A 16,881-nucleotide genomic window follows, 5' to 3' on the forward strand; every position below is an offset into this window, starting at 1 on the left:
GTATCTCCTGTTGGGCCGGTGGCCCCTGTAGCTCCCGTTGGGCCGGTTGGGCCTGTATCGCTCGTTGGACCTGTCGGACCAGTGGCTCCTGTATCTCCTGTTGGGCCGGTCGGGCCGGTTGCTCCTGTTGGGCCGGTTGGGCCGGTTGGGCCGGTGATTCCTGTTGGGCCGGTTGGGCCTGTATCTCCCGTGGGGCCGGTGTCACTCGTTGGACCTGTCGGGCCCGTTGCCCCTGTTGGACCGGTTGGACCTGTAGCCCCTGTAGCTCCTGTTGCCCCTGTTGGACCGGTATCACTCGTAGGACCTGTCGGACCAGTGGCTCCCGTCGGTCCGGTTGAACCTGTATCTCCTGTTGGGCCTGTCGGACCAGTATCACTCGTTGGGCCTGTCGGACCCGTGGCTCCTGTATCTCCTGTTGGTCCAGTTGGACCTGTGTCGCTCGTAGGACCTGTCGGACCAGTGGCTCCCGTAGCTCCGCTTGGTCCGGTTGGACCTGTGTCACCCGTTGGACCGGTCGGGCCTGTGTCACTCGTAGGACCTGTCGGACCAGTGGCTCCTGTATCTCCTGTTGGACCGGTTGGGCCTGTGTCACTTGTCGGGCCGGTCGGGCCGGTGGCTCCGGTCGGACCAGTTAGACCTGTGTCTCCTGTTGGGCCGGTTGGGCCTGTTTCACTCGTCGGGCCGGTCGGGCCTGTGGCTCCAGTCGGACCAGTTAGACCTGTGTCTCCTGTTGGGCCGGTTGGACCCGTGGCTCCTGTATATCCCGTTGGGCCGGTTGGGCCTGTGTCACTCGTCGGGCCGGTCGGGCCTGTGGCTCCGGTCGGGCCAGTTAGACCTGTGGCTCCTGTTGGGCCGGTTGGACCAGTGGCTCCTGTAGCTCCTGTTGGGCCGGTTGGACCTGTGTCGCTCGTCGGACCGGTTGGGCCGGTGGTTCCCGTTGGACCGGCCGGGCCTGTGGCTCCTGTTGGACCGGTCGGGCCGGTGGTTCCTGTTGGGCCGGTGGCTCCTGTATCTACTGTTGGACCGGTCGGGCCGGTGGTTCCTGTTGGACCGGTCGGGCCTGTGGCTCCTGTTGGACCGGTTGGGCCTGTGGCTCCTGTTGGACCGGTCGGGCCGATGGCTCCTGTTGGACCGGTGGCTCCCGTTGGGCCAATGGCTCCTGTCGGACCTGTAACTCCTGTTGGACCGGTCGCTCCTGTATCTCCTGCCGGGCCGGTCGCTCCTGTATCGCCTGTTGATCCTGTTGCTCCCGTTTCGCCTGTTGGGCCGGTGGCCCCCGTATCACCCGTTGAGCCAGTTGCTCCTGTAGCTCCAATTGGACCGGTGGCTCCTGTACCACCCGTCGGACCTGTCGGGCCGGTGGCTCCTGTTGGACCTGTTGATCCTTCACCAGTATTGTCATCTTCAACAATGACAAGAGTAGCAGTTAAGGGAACGGCGACAGCATAGAATATTTCAGCATTGCTGGCGTTAATTAAAGATAAGGTCTGTGGTGCAGAAGTGATTTCTGTAACTCCAAAACCAACTACTTCTCCTGTTTTAATAGGAGAATTGCCTTCCAGTAAATCTCCTTGGGAGGACGCTAATGCAAACACCACCCCGTTTGTCGCTTGGGTAGATTGCGACGCAACCCACCAGTTTATTACATATCTCCCTGGTTCATTAAATGTTATTTCACCTGTTGCAGTATTGTAGCTAATATTTCCTGACAAAAAAACGATATTTTCGAAAATTACATTAGCATTTACAGCTACTACACCAGATAAAACACGTTCTATTTGTAATGCTATATCGCTCATAGAGAATGACCTCCTTTCTACCTAATTTATTTATAAAAAATTTGTGAGCATAGAAAAGCTCACTATAATAACATAATATGATACTTATGATACTTGTTACGTTAGAAGCTCCATTTGCCTTTGAACTCCAAAGCTAATGAAATAATTACAAAATCCTATGTATTAATTTTTTAAGATCATGGTCTTAGCACTCATTTAACTTTTACTAAATTTCAAATAACAATATTCATACAAATAACCAATCAAACATTCTCTAACTTTCTTATTTCATTAGCTGCCCTAAAATACAAAAACCTTCTTTAGTCATATATCACCATTGAATCAAAACCCGCAATTTAATTCCAATAAATGAGCCGGGGAAAAATCTCCCCGGCTCTTTTATTGGAATTAACCATTCAACTATTTTTATCTCTTTCATTGTGTATCGTAATTTTTTGATATTAAATATACCTTTTCATCCATATCACTATCCGACTTAGGCTGCTTTACGATTAAAAGATTATCCCCATAGGAAAGCATCACCCGAATGCTGGAGGTGTTATTTTCTAAGTCAAATTGTTGCAGCTGAATTTTTCCTGATGCGGTATCAAACCGGTATATCTCATTTGAGTTTCTCTTATATAAAAATTCATATGGACCAGGATCAAAAAAATCTTTGACATATTCAACATCATTTTCATATAGAAGAGCCGGATCGACTTTATCTAAGTCACATACTATTGTATTATTGGAATAATCCGTTATACCAAAATAATGACCAAATACAAAGAATGACCCTACTCCGCCGGCTATATCATATTTCTTTAATGTATCCGTTATGTCCATCTCGCTGATCAGAGAAAAATCTTTGTCATATTTTACAAGGAAGCAATTCATTTCTGAATCAAAATTGTTTTTTTCTAAAGCATATAAATAACGATCATCGCTGGTTATATAAATCATTTGCCGTGATATAGATTCCTCTTTCACGCTTGGAGAATTCGTACCTGAATTTAAATTAACCTGCCTAGTACGTTTTTTATTATCAAACGTTTCCAGAAATGATTGAAATGCCCCGGTTTCTAAATAATTTCCCTGCAGAGATACTATTTTCTGATCCAGGCTTGTTAATGGAATCAGCTTCTGGGTATATGTATTTTTTGATTCTACCTGCATATTTCCTTCAGTAAAATTCACCGCATATAGATGATTTTCCAAATCTGCTCCCTGATATTCACTTACGTAAAAATAAAGGATATCCCCCATTCGGGCATTGCTTATTCCTTTTAATGCAAAATTATTAATGGTCAGAATCTTCTTATTACTGCCCGCTTTAAAATCATATATAAAAAAGTCAGCATTAGAATCCCTTAATTCCATATATAATAACTTCGTTTCATAAATATCAATATAGGTCCTCAAAGCAGATTTATCAAATGTCACACTATATGCCTGAGCTTGATTCATTGCGCTTTTATTGGAACTTCCATGATCAGTTTGAATGTTACAGCCTGATAAGAGTAATATAAAAAGTATGATGAAAGGCAACAGAAGGCCTTTTATTTTCCTGATCATATATTTAAACGCTCCCTCTCTATGTTTGGAAAAGACTAACGGGAAATATCCTATTAGTCTTTTCCAGAAATCTGAAACTATATAGATTTAGTACATTAATCCGATATTTACTTTGCTATATGCCTTATAAAGAGTAGAAGTAGATTTTGTGTAGGTCCATGATTGACCATTTAATCCGGAACCTGAGTATCCAATCCATGGATCAGCTAATGCAAATGAGGAACGATCACTTTTGGCACCGTATACTGACATAAAATGACCATTGGTTGAGTAAAGCCAACCATCACTAGAGGAAAAGGTAAGTCCGATAATAGGAGCTGCTTTTGCATTTGCGATTCCACTGTATAAAATCTGACTCATACCAGATGATGATTCGTTGTATCTACCAGTATATTTGTACTTTGACTGCTGCCGATTGATATAAGAAACCATGTCAGCGATGTAAGAACCGTTTGTTGTTGTCTTACATCCCCTTGCGATATCCGACTGATCTGGATTATAACCAAGATAATTTAATGCTGCCTGAACAGTAGCTGGTCCACAATTGTAGCTTGTTTTCTGATTGTATACAGTATATCCAGAAAGATAATTCCAGGATGCTGCCGCACGAAGGGATAGACTTTCATTTAAGATATCTGCCTGTTTTGGTTTTGCTCCAGATTTATCATTTGGTCTTGCTGGGAGTGCACCTTTGGGGGCAGATAAAGAATCTGAGCTAACGCTTAAAGGACGGCTCTCCACTCCTACATAAGCAGCTTTCGCTTCCACATAATTTTTGTCGGAAAATTTTTCTCCTGCAAAGGAAATAGTACTGGTTGATAATAACATTGTAACGGTTAAAGACATTAAAAGTAACTTTTTCATAAATATAATCCTCCATATTTTATCATTTAGTTTTCGTTGATTAAAAAAATACAATAGTGATTTATGTCATAACATAAATCTTGAATAATACCTCCTTGTACTGATTTTAAGAGTTGATTGCAACCGATTATATTGCACACTAAGTTTTGTGCCACTTATTTTTGATTCAAATCAATCATTCATTTTAAAATATGTATTATTCCTACGGTACATCCTCCTTTTTTATTTGAACCATAATCTGTCATGCCAGTCTCCTATTCAACCATTGCAGTTTAATATTATAATGATTGAATCATTTCATGCTGCACGCAGGCTGCAATTTTCTTATATAATATTTTGCTTAATTTATTTGAACTTGTCTAAATTCGGATGCAACTCCACATAGGGATATACCACTCAGTTATTGATTCTTTCAATCATCATTTTGTTTGCAGTTATGGATCATAAACCTAATATATAATAAAATTTGCCCAAAAAGCGGGTCGTGTCGAAAATAGTCGATTTTATGTAGAAATTGACCTATTATTAAGTTTGATGATATAAAAAAACAAGCCCCTATCCTTATATCTCTATAAGAATTGGAAACTTGTTTTCTTCCCATTATGATTCGTACCAGACTACTTTTTATACGTATTAACCCATTTCAAAAAGAGAACTTCCTGTTTCATCGTTGGTCTTATGTTCATCTTCTACAAACTCTAAGAATACTCTATTATCAAAATTTCCCCTTAAAAGGGCCTTCTCTTTCCTTTTTGCTTCTAGCTCATCTATACTAAACCCTCTGGCTTTACAAATCCCGTATAGAACTTCCAAAATATCAGCCATTTCTTCTAAATTCTTATCTATCTGATACTCATTAACCTCTTCATTTAACTTTTTATCAAGCTCCATTATATATTCTTCTTCCGACAACGTGTAATGGGATGCTGTTCTGCCATCATTTCTTATTATATCCGGGATCTTATCTCCACCAGCTTATTATACTTTATCACGTTTTTACACCTTTCTTTCAAAATCGTATGGCTCATCTTCCAATCTTTCTAATTCTATTTCAATAATACCATTATCACGGCAGACAAAAGTATCTTTTGTTCCTACCGGCTGCTTTCTTAAATTGTTGCACTTTGGATATATATCTGCCAGAGTGGCATAACAGAACTTATTCAGTTGATTGAAGCTTGTGTCTAAGCAATGTTTCTTAATTATTATTTCATCACCTTCTTGAAAGACAGGGCAATAATGATTCTTTTTTACTACAGTCATTTTAATAACGGTTTGGGGACGAATTTCCATTGATTTTCCTCCTGGGATTTTTTATCTGATACTTCTTCATGCTTAGATAATAGATTATTTAAAAAATGCGAATCATCTTAATTATAATGGTAATATGACCTCAACACCCTGTCAATATATTGTTTGATCGTCTACATATGAACTGACTTGATTACATATATTCTTTGGGAAAAAGGTTGGCTAATCCAACGCTCCATTTTTGCAATCAAAAATAGACCTGCTATGATATCAGATTCTCATAGAAGGCCTATCTACTAAATATATATTATACTATCCTCATACTCAGATGTTTAAATGTGGTTTCTCTATGTAATATTCATTATTAATAATAAGCCACATTTGAGCATCAAATCTCATTATGGTCCAAACTGATAATCCCTGGAGATTATATTCTGAAACCAGATTGATTCGTGCTTCAAAGCTTCTTGCATCTTTGAACCATATTACATGTAAAAATCCATCACTTGACATATAGTAGAAATAAGGCGATTGAGCCGGCTCGTTAAATTGTATGGGGATATTATTTTCCGCTGCAATTTGTACGGCTCCGTTATTGGTTACTATGGTGGCACCAGTAGATCCAGGAATATAGGGTAGTGACCAATCATAACCAAGCGTAGTGATTCCCAGAAATATTTTTTCAGGAGGAATAATATCAACCGAATAATCCAACAGTTCTGTCAGTATATTCACAGGAAAAACCGAGCTGGGATATCCGAATGTCCTCGCCCAATCATAGGAAGCAAAAATGATACCGTCTACATAATCTGCCAATTTGGAATAGTCAATTCTTTCAAGGCTGATGCCGGAGTTATCAATATTCGTAACAGGTGTAATCGTAATAAGTATTCTAAAACCTTCTGAACGAAATATTGCAGAGGCTCTCCTTAAATACTCTGAGAGCTTATCAATATTGTCATAGCTAATGTCTTCTATGTATATGTTTATGCCGTGATATCCTTTCTCTTTCATTATTTGCAAAGAGTTTTCAATCAAGAGAACTTGAATGTCAGGATTATTTAAAATAGTATAGTTTACCTCACGATTAACCATCCCATCTTCCGCAATGGTGGAAACAAACATAATCGGTGCCACGCCATAAGATTCTGCCAAATGGATAAGATCCGTATCATTACCAGCGGTAACTATTTCAGCCTCTTCGGTAGCTCTATAATTAAAGATTGTCAGATAAGATAAAAATGGAAGGGTTTTTATTAATACGGATCTATCAATATAAGAAAAAGTATACCCACTGGTAGCTATGGTTCTTGTTCTGTTTGTTTGATATTCTATCACAATGGTTTCACCTGCGTAAAGATATACCCGATCTGAAAGATTGGGATTATTTCTTAATATCTCCATGGGGGAAACATTGTACTGCTGTGCAATGCTTGCCAACGTATCACCTGGCTGGACGACATAGACCGTTTTAGGCTGAACAATCACAATGGTTTGGCCAATTGCCAAGTTTTCCGGGTTTGTGATTCCGTTTTCCATGATTAATCGATCAACCGGAATCTTGTACTGCTCTGATATGGAAGAAATGGTTTCACCAGCTTGAACAATGTGTATGGTCATGAATACCCCAAAATGATCTTTTTCTCTCTATGTATATGCCTTTCTTATTTGTTCATTCATTATAATGGGAATTTTCCGCTGTTTATTATATAACATGCGTATCATTTTCTTTGCTGGCCATTGTCATTTACAGTAAGACCATCTATGTAAATGATTCCCCTTTATTCTCAACTAGTTAAAAATCATATCCATGGTTATCATGATTAATTAATAATATTGATGATATAGATTGCTACTATTAACATCATATAATGAAACAAACGAAACAAATGCATTTTTTTACAATCTTTAGATAATTCCTTATACACTACCAGTGTACGCTATGTATTCTGTATCAGCATAAATTCTATTATATGTGAAACGGGTAAGAATGGATGCCGTGAAGTCTCCTATTCTTACCCGTTTTTAATTAATGTTGATTCCAGCACCATTTTTGCTGGAGCTGTAATTGTTCAAATGGAGGAACAAATACTTTCTTATCCTGTGTGTTAGCCAACGACCCAGGAAAAAGTATAAAACATCTGGTCCGGAGTCTGAATATCAGGTGTTGCAAGCTTCTCAAATTTGCCCTTTAATCCCTTTTCCATTGCTGCCATATGGAAGTGGCAGGCACCAATCCCCATATCTACTCTCTGTATATCAATCTTTTCTTCATCCTTTTTCAGTGTTCTTGCTTTGTAAAAATGATATATGTCCTTATCTTTAATAACTCGCCATGGCTGCTTATTGACCGCAGATGGTGCCAGGCGCATCATTTCCAGCGGAAATGCATATTCCCCGGCTTCTTCTTTCGTTAAAGGCTGTGTGAAACCCTGCTTAAAATAGAGCTTACTCCAATCCATTCTCTGGTCCGATTTTACCACCTTACTCATGATGGATTCCAGAAATCTCTTTTTGTCTACCGGATATCCTATTGGGGAAATACAGGGGATGACTTCTCCTGCTTTTAAATGCATGGCAGTTGCGAAGCTGTTGTGGTCGAAACTGCCGCCTAACCAGCAGGTGCCTAGTCCAAGAGAGGTGGCATACAGGACTAATTCCTCAAAGGAATACCCCAGAGCTTCCAGAGAGAGTTCGTCTTTGCTCACGGATGCAGAAATGAAGTCCTGGGCTCCTTTTATGACCCCATAGGTTCCCAGCTTTTCCCCATCTCCAGATATGTTTTTCTTCAACAGCTCAAACGTAATGTCAATGGAAAATGGGTTGGTTAACTCTGTCATGTAGACTTCGATTTGATTCCTTACCTCCGCAGAAAGCGCACGTTTCTCATAGGTTCTCACGCTGTGTCGCTCTTTGACTGTCTTTTCAATAGGAAATGATAGGTTCATATTTACTCTCCTCCACAATAAGATTTATTTATTCTTCTCCTCTACAAGGTGCATTTTCAAGGATCTTTTCTACATGAAGCAACAATGTTTTCAACTTGTTTAATTCATTTTTCTTAGAGTCAAGATAGTAATAATTTTTTGTACCCTCTCGTCTCATTCCAATAATCCCTGCATCTTTTAGTATTTGTAAATGGTGAGATACCGCAGGTCTTGACAAATGAGTTTTGTTTGCTATTTCACCTACTCTTACTCCCTTGCAATCACATTCCATAAGAGACATAATAATACTCTGCCGTGTTTCATCCCCTAATGCGATTAGGGATTTTTGACAGGCTTTAAATTCATTTGTTAATAGTTCTAACTCATCTGCTTGTTCCATTGTATAAATCCTTTCATCAATTAAAGGTTTAATCCTTTGGACCATTGTATCACAATTAAATCAAAATAATTCATTGGGAAAGAAAATCGAGACCAATAAAATTTATAAATTAATCATAGTAATCTTCCGCAACAAAGCATATCTTCCCATTTTTCCGCCTTCTTAGATTTTCAGTACCTTCAACTTAGGAACTTCAATCGCTATAAGGTGATTTAATGGTGCAATGACTCTATTCCCAGAAATAAAATTCAAAACCATCTTCCGGCTCTCCAATTGGATACCCTAAAAGTTTTGTTGCCTCTCTCTTAAACAATGAGAACCATTCATTCCATTCTTCCTCGGGGAGTTCTGCATAAAATTTTAATCCGCTGGGTTCTACGGATACATCAATTAGCTTTTGATCCACTCCATACCATTGGGGACAGCCATCTACAAATCCATTCCAATGTGGCATTTTCTCATATAATTCCCCTAGCTTCCCCCACACCTCATCAGGTGCTGTATAATGAATATTTAGATTATGATTATGTATCTTCACAGCTTTTTCTCCTTATCATTTCTCAATTGTTTTTCCTATTCTTTATTATAAAAGAGGTAGAAACCGGAATCAATTCATTTCTTCCTTCATTCCTCTGAACAATCGTTACTTGATTATTAAACCAAGTCGTGCTTCGAATACTCTAAATACCTTTACTATTTATGTGATTAAACATTTACGATCGGTATATCCATTATCTTTTGAGCTATCACTAAGTAGACTCAATATATAACGAGAGCACCGCCAAATTTATATGACGATGCTCCCTCTAACTGGTTACTTTTTTTATTGATTCATGTTTTTTAGTTTCAGATATTCTTTTTGTAATATAGCAAAATCATGTTCATAACTTTAACATACAACCGTTTTACATAAAATTACGATATCACATTAACTTATAACGCTACATTTTTACTAACATAAATCTCACGGCCTCACATTATATTACGTAATCCTCTTCTTCTCCCTCAAGATCAAACGGAGTAACCTGATAAACATAATAATTCAACCAATTGGCATACAACGTATTCGCCGCATTCCTCCAATTAAGCATTGGAACCGTACTAGGATCATCATTCTCATAATAATTACAAGGAATCTCCGGGTTCAGTCCTTTATCCAAATCCCGATGATACTCCCCATCTAACGTCATCCTGTCATACTCCGGGTGACCCTGGACAAAGATCTGTCTTCCATCCTCGCTCATAACCAGAAACAGTCCTGCTTCCTTAGACTCCACAAGTACCTTAAGCCCCGGAACCTTATCAATATCTTCTCTTCTCACCTCAGTATATCTGGAATGGGGAGCCATGATAAAGTCATCCATACTCCGAACCAATGGCACCTTCCGGTCCAGAACCTTGTGACTATAGATACCAGATAATTTACTATCTCTTTTAAATTTATGAATCCCATAATGATAATAGAGTCCGGCCTGAGCGCCCCAACAGATATGGAGAGTACTTGTTACATGAGTCTTACTCCATTCCATGATGCGCTCCAGCTCTTCCCAGTAATTCACCTCTTTAAATTCCATATTCTCCACAGGCGCACCGGTGATAATCATTCCATCGAACTTTTTATTCTTTACTTCATCAAAATAGTTATAAAATTTATTCAAATGGCTTGCAGAAGTATTCTTGGAAGTATGGCTCTCCAGCATGAGAAAGGAGCAATCCACCTGGAGGGGTGTATTGGACAGGGCGCGAAGAAGCTGAGTCTCTGTGTCTTCCTTGATTGGCATCAGGTTCACGATGAGAATCTCAAGAGGACGTATGTCCTGGGTTGAGGCACGGTCTTCGTCCATGGTAAATATGTTCTCTTTTTCCAATATGGCTTTTGCTGGCAAATCCTTTTGTACTTTAATCGGCATATTTTATTCCTCCAGTAATTTTATGAATTCTTCCTCCGAAATAATGGGCACTCCCAGTTCCTTTGCCTTCTTATTCTTAGAGGAATTGGACGTAGTATCATTGTTAATCAAATATGTGGTTTTTGAAGTAACGGAGCCGGTGGCTTTGCCTCCCTGAGCCTCAATTGCTTCCTGGAGCGCCTTCCTGTTTTCAAAATGCTCGACTGAGCCAGTGATGACAAATACCATACCCTCCAGCTTTCTGCTGCCTTCCGACTCTGCCTCCTGCTTTATATTGACCTCCATAAGCAGGCGGTCCACCATCTCGTTATTCTTTTCCTGACTGAAATAATAAATCCAGGCATCTGCCAGAACCTTTCCGATACCAGATACGGAAGTAAGCTCCTCTTCTCCTGCATGACGCATTTTATTAAAGTCAAACCGGAATTCCCGGCACAGCATTTTTGCATTGGATAATCCGATGCCTGCGATTCCCAGACCATAGATCAGCCTTGGCAGAGTGGTGTTGGAAGCGGTCTTGATTGCCTGAATCAAATTGTCGTAGGATTTTCTTCCAAATCCTTCCATCTGAGTGATGGTTTCCTCATACTGCTCCAAATGGAAGATATCCGCGAACTCTTTGATAAATCCGGCTCCAATGAATTTTTCCAAGGTGGCTTCCGATAATCCGTCTATATTCAAGGCATCCCGGCTGACAAACAGGGAAAAGCTCTTAATCCGCTTAGCCTGGCAGTCTGGGTTTACGCAGTATAGGCTTTTTACATCGTTGACCTGTCGTATTTCGGTCTGACCATTGCACACCGGACATTCTTCCGGGATTACGATGCCATTGCTTCTTGTTAGATTGTCTGCAATCTGAGGGATAATCATATTTGCTTTATATACAGTGATTAAATCCCCTTCTCCTAATTCCAAAGCTTCCATAATGCTTAGATTATGAACACTGGCACGGCTTACGGTGGTTCCCTCTAATTCCACTGGTTCAAAGATGGCGACCGGATTGATAAGACCGGTTCTTGATGGACTCCATAAAATCCTGGTCAGCTTTGTTTCCCGAATCTCATCGGCCCATTTAAAGGCAATGGCATTGCGGGGGAACTTTGCGGTGCGGCCTAAGGATTCGCCGTAGGAAATGTCATCATACATGAGCACCAGACCGTCGGAAGGGATATCATAACCGGATACTTCCGTTGCAAACTCTTCCACTGATGAAGGAAGAGATTCCTTTGTTACCATTTTATAATCTACCACATCAAAGCCCTGGGCCTTTAACCATTCAAACTGGACCCGTCTGGAGTTTTGAAAATCCACTCCTGTGGCAGATACCAGTGCAAACGCCTTAAAGTTTACATTTCTCTTGGCTGTGATCTGATTGTTCAGCTGTCTGACAGAACCGCTGCATAAGTTTCTGGGGTTTTTGTACTTGGCAGCTACATCTTCGATTTCCTCGTTAATCCGGTTAAAATCCGAATACTTGATGATTGCCTCGCCTCTGAGTACAAGCTCTCCCTTGTGGGAAATATTTAAGGGGATATTGGCGAAGACCCTGGCGTTATTGGTGATTACCTCTCCGATTTCTCCGTTTCCTCTTGTTACTGCTTTTTGAAGGGTTCCATTATTATAGTTTAAAACCACGGTCAGTCCATCCAGCTTCCAGGAGAGGATTCCTTCCTGACTGCCTAACCAATCGGCCAGTGATTCCACACTTTTTGTCTTATCAAGGGAAAGCATGGGGCTGTCATGGGCTTCCTTTGGAAGCTCACTTAACACCTGGTAACCTACGTTTTGTGTAGGGCTTTTAGACAGAACCACTCCAGTCTCCTGTTCAAGGTCTAAAAGCTCATCGTAAAGCCGGTCATATTCAAAATTGCTCATGATTTCCCGGCTTTCCTGATAATAGGCTTTTCCCGCCTCGTTTAAGATGGGGATCAGTTCTTTCATTCTGCTTATTTTAGCGTCCATCAGATAACTCCTTTTTATGATCTTTATAGGAAAGATTGGATGAGCCTTTTATGGCCTCCTTCATCTGGTGGTATTCTTTTTTAGAAAGTTCTCTGTAAGCACCTGGTTTTAAATCTCCCAGCTCAATGTTCATGATTCGCATTCGCTTTAGAAGCCGTACCTCAAATCCCAGTTCCTTGCACATTCGGCGGATCTGGCGGTTAAGGCCCTGAGTCAAGACGATTTTAAATGCTTTTTCTCCGGTTTTTGCAACAAAGCAGGGCTTAGTAGTTACATCTAACTCGGATAAATGAACTCCCTTTTTCATCTTACGGATAAAATCGTCTGTGACGGGACGATTTACTTTTACAAGATATTCCTTTTCATGAGCATTTCCGCTGCGCATCATTTTATTCACCAGGTCTCCCTGGTTTGTCATAAGGATTAAGCCTTCGGATTCCTTGTCCAGACGTCCGATGGGGTAAATGCGAACCGGATAGTCTAACATATCCACTATATTAGGAGCCCGGTCTTTATCGGAAGTGGTGCATACTATGCCTTTTGGTTTATGGACGGCTAAGAGAACCTGCTTTTCCTTGTGGCCGGCCTTTTGACCGGATGCGGTTATCACACGTCCTTTCACGGTTACGGACTGGCCAGGAAGAACCTTTTGACCGGTGGCTGCGGCTTGTCCATTAATCTTCACTTTTCCAGCCTCTATGAGACGGTCCGCCTCCCTACGGGAACAAATCCCTGCTTCACTTAAAAATTTATTCAGACGGATTCCATCTGCCTCCATAATCATTCTCCCTTACTGTTTACTAAGTAAAAATTATAGCATTGCTGAGTGGGAACGTCAAACTTAAACGCTTCTTTTAGGATTAGGTTTTACCTATAACAAAAATATGGTAATAGTTACTACTTTCAGTTTTACTCATTGCTTTTTCCAATATATGGGTTTATAATGTTAATTAAAGTATTAATACTATCAGGAGGAAAAAAGTTATGCCTTGGACACAAAATTTATCCGTTGGGATTTCTATGATCGACGACCAGCACAAGATGTGGTTTCAGAAAGCGGAAGCTCTCTTTGAAGCTGGAAAGAACAATCGTGCAAAGGAATATGTAGGGGAGCTTCTTGAGTTCCTTGATGATTATACCAAAAAGCATTTTGCCGATGAGGAAAAATACATGTTAAGTATTAAGTATCCTGGATATCAGGAACAAAAGGCGGCACATACAGCCTTTATTACTCAGCTTAATAAGATTAAGAGTGATTACAATTCTTCCGGCGGGAATTTACTGGTAATCCTTAATGCGAATCAGATGATTCTTGATTGGCTGACCAAGCATATCTCCAATATGGACAAACAGATCGGGGAATTTGCAAAAAAAGCATAATTATACATAGAAAAAGAACGGTTCCTTCTGAAATACAATCTGACTGGTACCGTTCTTTTTTTACGTTAAACACTACTATCCCAAATATCAGCGAATTCATGCAAGGAATCAACTATTTTCATAGGTTTGCTTTTCTGACTGTTTCAACAATGGTATAATACCATCAAGGATCCACATTAAAAACAGGAGGTTCTTCTCTATGATAAGTAAGACGAAAAATTCACAGACAAAAGATACGTTGCATCGTATGGCAGCCAATGCATTTCCCCTTGAAACATGTACGGAAATCTTGGAACTGACTGAGGGTTACTTTAATGTTGCTTACAGGATTTCTTTCTCCGGGGGACGCACCTGTATACTCAAGATTGCACCTCCCAAAGAAGTCCGTACCATGTCCTATGAGAAAAACATCATGGCTAGTGAAGTTTACGCCATGAATCTGGTTGCCAGGAAAACATCTCTTCCCGTTGCAAAGGTTCTATTTTATGATGATAGCTGCTCCTTATGCGGTTCTCCTTATTTCTTTATGGAGGAGCTTAAAGGTGCCAGCTTTTCATCCCAGCAGGAAAAGCTCTCAGAGGAAGTGAAAAAGCAGATCAGAATCCATACCGGAAGGCTTAACAAAGAGATCAATCAAATGACCGGGGATATCTTTGGATATATGGGAAATTCGGATTTGCAGGGCAACAACTGGTTTTTCGTGTTCTCCCAAATCATAGAGTATGCCTTAAAGGATGCAGAATACATGTCGGTGGATTTAAAAATTCCCTCTCTCCAGCTAAAAGAATGTTTAACCATTAGTAAACCATTCTTTCAGTCTGTTACCACACCATGCCTGGTTCACTGGGACCTATGGGATGGAAACATATTTATAAAGGATAACCAGATCAGCGGATTGATTGACTGGGAACGATGTTTGTGGGGTGATCCTCTTATGGAAGTGGGATTTCGTACTTATGAAAATCATGAGGATTTCCGCTCCGGTTATGGAAAAGAAACCTTGTCTAAAGAAGAATCCATTCGGGCGCTGTGGTATGACATATATACCCTGCTTCTGGTGGCACAGGAATGTGATTATAGAATGTATGATACAAGAGATTTTTATGACTGGTCTACGAATCTTTTGATAAAAAAATGGAAGGAATTGCAGCTTGCGGTTAAGGAAGCTCTGTAAAAAGGGCAAGGTCAGTCTCTTTATAAAATGGCTATTGACGTGAAATAAAATCTTAAGGGCTTGCCTAATTATATGCATTATCCAGTTATATATTGTAAAACATATTTATTTGTGATATATTATAGTTATAAAAGGAACAACCGCCCCAATACAAGGGGGTTGGCCCATAACAATGATAGAAATCCATCCTCGCTACCGCCAAGTATACAAGGGTGGTTTTTCTACGCCTGTTCCCAGGACTTTATAGAAAAATGCTACTTACAATTTACGAAAATAAAGGTAAGTAATGCGACTATGAACATACCAAAGGCCATAAGGTCTTTAAAGTCATATTTCATCCGCACCACCTCCCATCTATGTAGGATGGAAGGCCAACGCCCTTGCAGTGACACGATTGTTCCATACCACTATGGTAACATATCACAGTCTAATGAGCAATTATTTTCCCCACCTTAAATATATAAAAAATATAAAACGCCACGGCCGTACTGAGCTTCAGTACCTCGCGACGTTTTATAACTTTCATAAATCACCATTAACAACACCTATGTGAATTTATACTTCACTTCACAGCCGTTAGAGATGCGGTTACAGATGTTCACCACCCGCTCCATGACAGCGGGTGTTTTTTCGTATTCCATTTTGATTTGCATTTCTTTTAAATCTTCTGAAATCCTGATATCCTGCACTCCGTCTACCTTTTTAATCTCCTTTTCAATGCTCCTGGCTTTCTTCTGGTCTGACAGGGCGCAAACGTGGTAACTCCGGTTCACGCTTCTCCCTCCTTTCCGTTTGTTGTTCTACTCCAATTGTAGACAAATGGTGGAAGGTTTAAACATTACAGGAAGGCCCTGGCAATGGTCGCAAAGATAAAACAGACTATCACCCCGGTCACAGTGGGTACAAGCCAGGATACCAGGGTCCATTTCATGCTCTGAGTTTCCTTTCGTATGGTCAGGCAGGTGGTGGAACAGGGCCAGTGCATCAGGGAAAATAAAAGGGTGCTCACAGCCGTAATCCAGGTCCAGCCATTGGAAACCAGAAGGTGTTTTAAAACAGACAGATCATTAATCTGAAGCAGCTTTCCTTCTGCCATATAAGCCATAATGATGATGGGCACAACAATTTCATTGGCAGGAAAGCCCAGGATAAACGCCAAAAGAATGACTCCGTCAAGCCCGATGGCTCTTGCAAATGGATCTAAAAATCCGGAGCAGAGGGATAGCAAGGTGGCATCCCCTACGCTTAAATTCGCCATGAGCCAGATAACCATACCTGCCGGGGCAGCGATTACTACGGCGCGACCAAGTACAAACAGAGTCCGGTCAAATATGGACCGAACAATGACCTTGCCAATCTGAGGTCGTCTGTAAGGAGGCAGCTCCAGGGTAAAGGAGGAAGGAACTCCCTTTAAGATGGTAACTGACAAAAGCTTTGATATTACAAGGGTCATGACGATTCCAAGTACAATGACACCAGAGAGAATGGCGGCAGAAAGCACAGTGGAAGAAAGACCGGTGGCGCCACCGATAAAGAACATGGTTATTATTGCAATCATGGTTGGGAATGCGCCACCAGTCAAAGGGAAACTACTGATCTATGTAAACATGCAGCTTCTTACCATCCCAAACAATTTTTTGAACCACTAATTTAATCAAAG

Annotated in this window: 15 protein-coding genes and 1 pseudogene; 2 read left to right on the top strand and 14 right to left on the bottom strand. The window is 40.7% G+C overall.

What is annotated here, in order from left to right:
* From T546_RS24280 to T546_RS0121810, 12 genes are all read right to left on the bottom strand, one after another.
* A partial coding sequence (locus T546_RS24280; RefSeq protein WP_207641341.1) for a collagen-like domain-containing protein occupies positions 1 to 1,799 on the bottom strand: 1,799 nt, incomplete at its 3' end.
* A 414-nt stretch (positions 1,800 to 2,213) separates the two neighbouring features.
* Positions 2,214 to 3,353, bottom strand: coding sequence for a hypothetical protein (locus T546_RS0121760; RefSeq protein WP_026893423.1), 1,140 nt, complete (start codon positions 3,351 to 3,353; stop codon positions 2,214 to 2,216).
* A gap of 87 nt (positions 3,354 to 3,440) precedes the next feature.
* The gene (locus T546_RS0121765; protein ID WP_026893424.1) at positions 3,441 to 4,217 is read right to left on the bottom strand and encodes a C39 family peptidase; all 777 of its coding nucleotides are present in this window, start codon (positions 4,215 to 4,217) and stop codon (positions 3,441 to 3,443) included.
* Between the two features lie 633 nt (positions 4,218 to 4,850).
* On the bottom strand, positions 4,851 to 5,108 hold the full coding sequence (locus tag T546_RS24285; protein WP_242842275.1) for a nucleoside triphosphate pyrophosphohydrolase: 258 nt from the start codon (positions 5,106 to 5,108) through the stop codon (positions 4,851 to 4,853).
* A 105-nt stretch (positions 5,109 to 5,213) separates the two neighbouring features.
* On the bottom strand, positions 5,214 to 5,510 hold the full coding sequence (locus T546_RS0121775; protein ID WP_026893425.1) for a hypothetical protein: 297 nt from the start codon (positions 5,508 to 5,510) through the stop codon (positions 5,214 to 5,216).
* Positions 5,511 to 5,792: 282 nt separating this feature from the next.
* Complete coding sequence (locus T546_RS0121780; protein WP_026893426.1) at positions 5,793 to 7,088, bottom strand: LysM peptidoglycan-binding domain-containing protein; 1,296 nt, start codon at positions 7,086 to 7,088, stop codon at positions 5,793 to 5,795.
* A gap of 488 nt (positions 7,089 to 7,576) precedes the next feature.
* The gene (locus tag T546_RS0121785; RefSeq protein WP_026893427.1) at positions 7,577 to 8,416 is read right to left on the bottom strand and encodes a nitroreductase family protein; all 840 of its coding nucleotides are present in this window, start codon (positions 8,414 to 8,416) and stop codon (positions 7,577 to 7,579) included.
* Between the two features lie 28 nt (positions 8,417 to 8,444).
* Positions 8,445 to 8,795: an ArsR/SmtB family transcription factor gene (locus T546_RS0121790; RefSeq protein ID WP_026893428.1), complete on the bottom strand. Its 351-nt coding sequence runs from the start codon at positions 8,793 to 8,795 to the stop codon at positions 8,445 to 8,447.
* Between the two features lie 229 nt (positions 8,796 to 9,024).
* Entirely contained in the window at positions 9,025 to 9,333 is a 309-nt protein-coding gene (locus tag T546_RS0121795) for a hypothetical protein (RefSeq protein WP_026893429.1), read from the bottom strand.
* A 439-nt stretch (positions 9,334 to 9,772) separates the two neighbouring features.
* Positions 9,773 to 10,705: a homoserine O-acetyltransferase MetA gene (gene metA / locus T546_RS0121800; protein ID WP_026893430.1), complete on the bottom strand. Its 933-nt coding sequence runs from the start codon at positions 10,703 to 10,705 to the stop codon at positions 9,773 to 9,775.
* A gap of 3 nt (positions 10,706 to 10,708) precedes the next feature.
* The gene (ligA, locus tag T546_RS0121805) at positions 10,709 to 12,667 is read right to left on the bottom strand and encodes an NAD-dependent DNA ligase LigA (RefSeq protein WP_026893431.1); all 1,959 of its coding nucleotides are present in this window, start codon (positions 12,665 to 12,667) and stop codon (positions 10,709 to 10,711) included.
* Positions 12,657 to 13,445, bottom strand: coding sequence for a pseudouridine synthase (locus tag T546_RS0121810; RefSeq protein ID WP_026893432.1), 789 nt, complete (start codon positions 13,443 to 13,445; stop codon positions 12,657 to 12,659). Before T546_RS0121810 ends, ligA begins: the two co-directional genes overlap by 11 nt.
* A 206-nt stretch (positions 13,446 to 13,651) precedes the next feature.
* Here T546_RS0121810 and T546_RS0121815 point away from each other — a divergent pair, with 206 nt between their 5' ends.
* Positions 13,652 to 14,047, top strand: a complete 396-nt coding sequence (locus tag T546_RS0121815) for a bacteriohemerythrin (RefSeq protein ID WP_024835116.1) — start codon at positions 13,652 to 13,654, stop codon at positions 14,045 to 14,047.
* A gap of 199 nt (positions 14,048 to 14,246) precedes the next feature.
* Entirely contained in the window at positions 14,247 to 15,221 is a 975-nt protein-coding gene (locus T546_RS0121820) for a phosphotransferase family protein (protein WP_026893433.1), read from the top strand.
* Between the two features lie 545 nt (positions 15,222 to 15,766).
* Here T546_RS0121820 and T546_RS0121830 read toward each other — a convergent pair.
* Complete coding sequence (locus tag T546_RS0121830; protein ID WP_024835114.1) at positions 15,767 to 15,994, bottom strand: hypothetical protein; 228 nt, start codon at positions 15,992 to 15,994, stop codon at positions 15,767 to 15,769.
* A gap of 65 nt (positions 15,995 to 16,059) precedes the next feature.
* Positions 16,060 to 16,815: pseudogene (locus T546_RS0121835) on the bottom strand (nucleoside recognition domain-containing protein); the annotation flags it as partial.
* Between the last annotated feature and the right edge of the window lie 66 nt (positions 16,816 to 16,881).

This window comes from [Clostridium] aerotolerans DSM 5434, from assembly GCF_000687555.1.
Lineage (GTDB): Bacteria > Bacillota > Clostridia > Lachnospirales > Lachnospiraceae > Lacrimispora > Lacrimispora aerotolerans.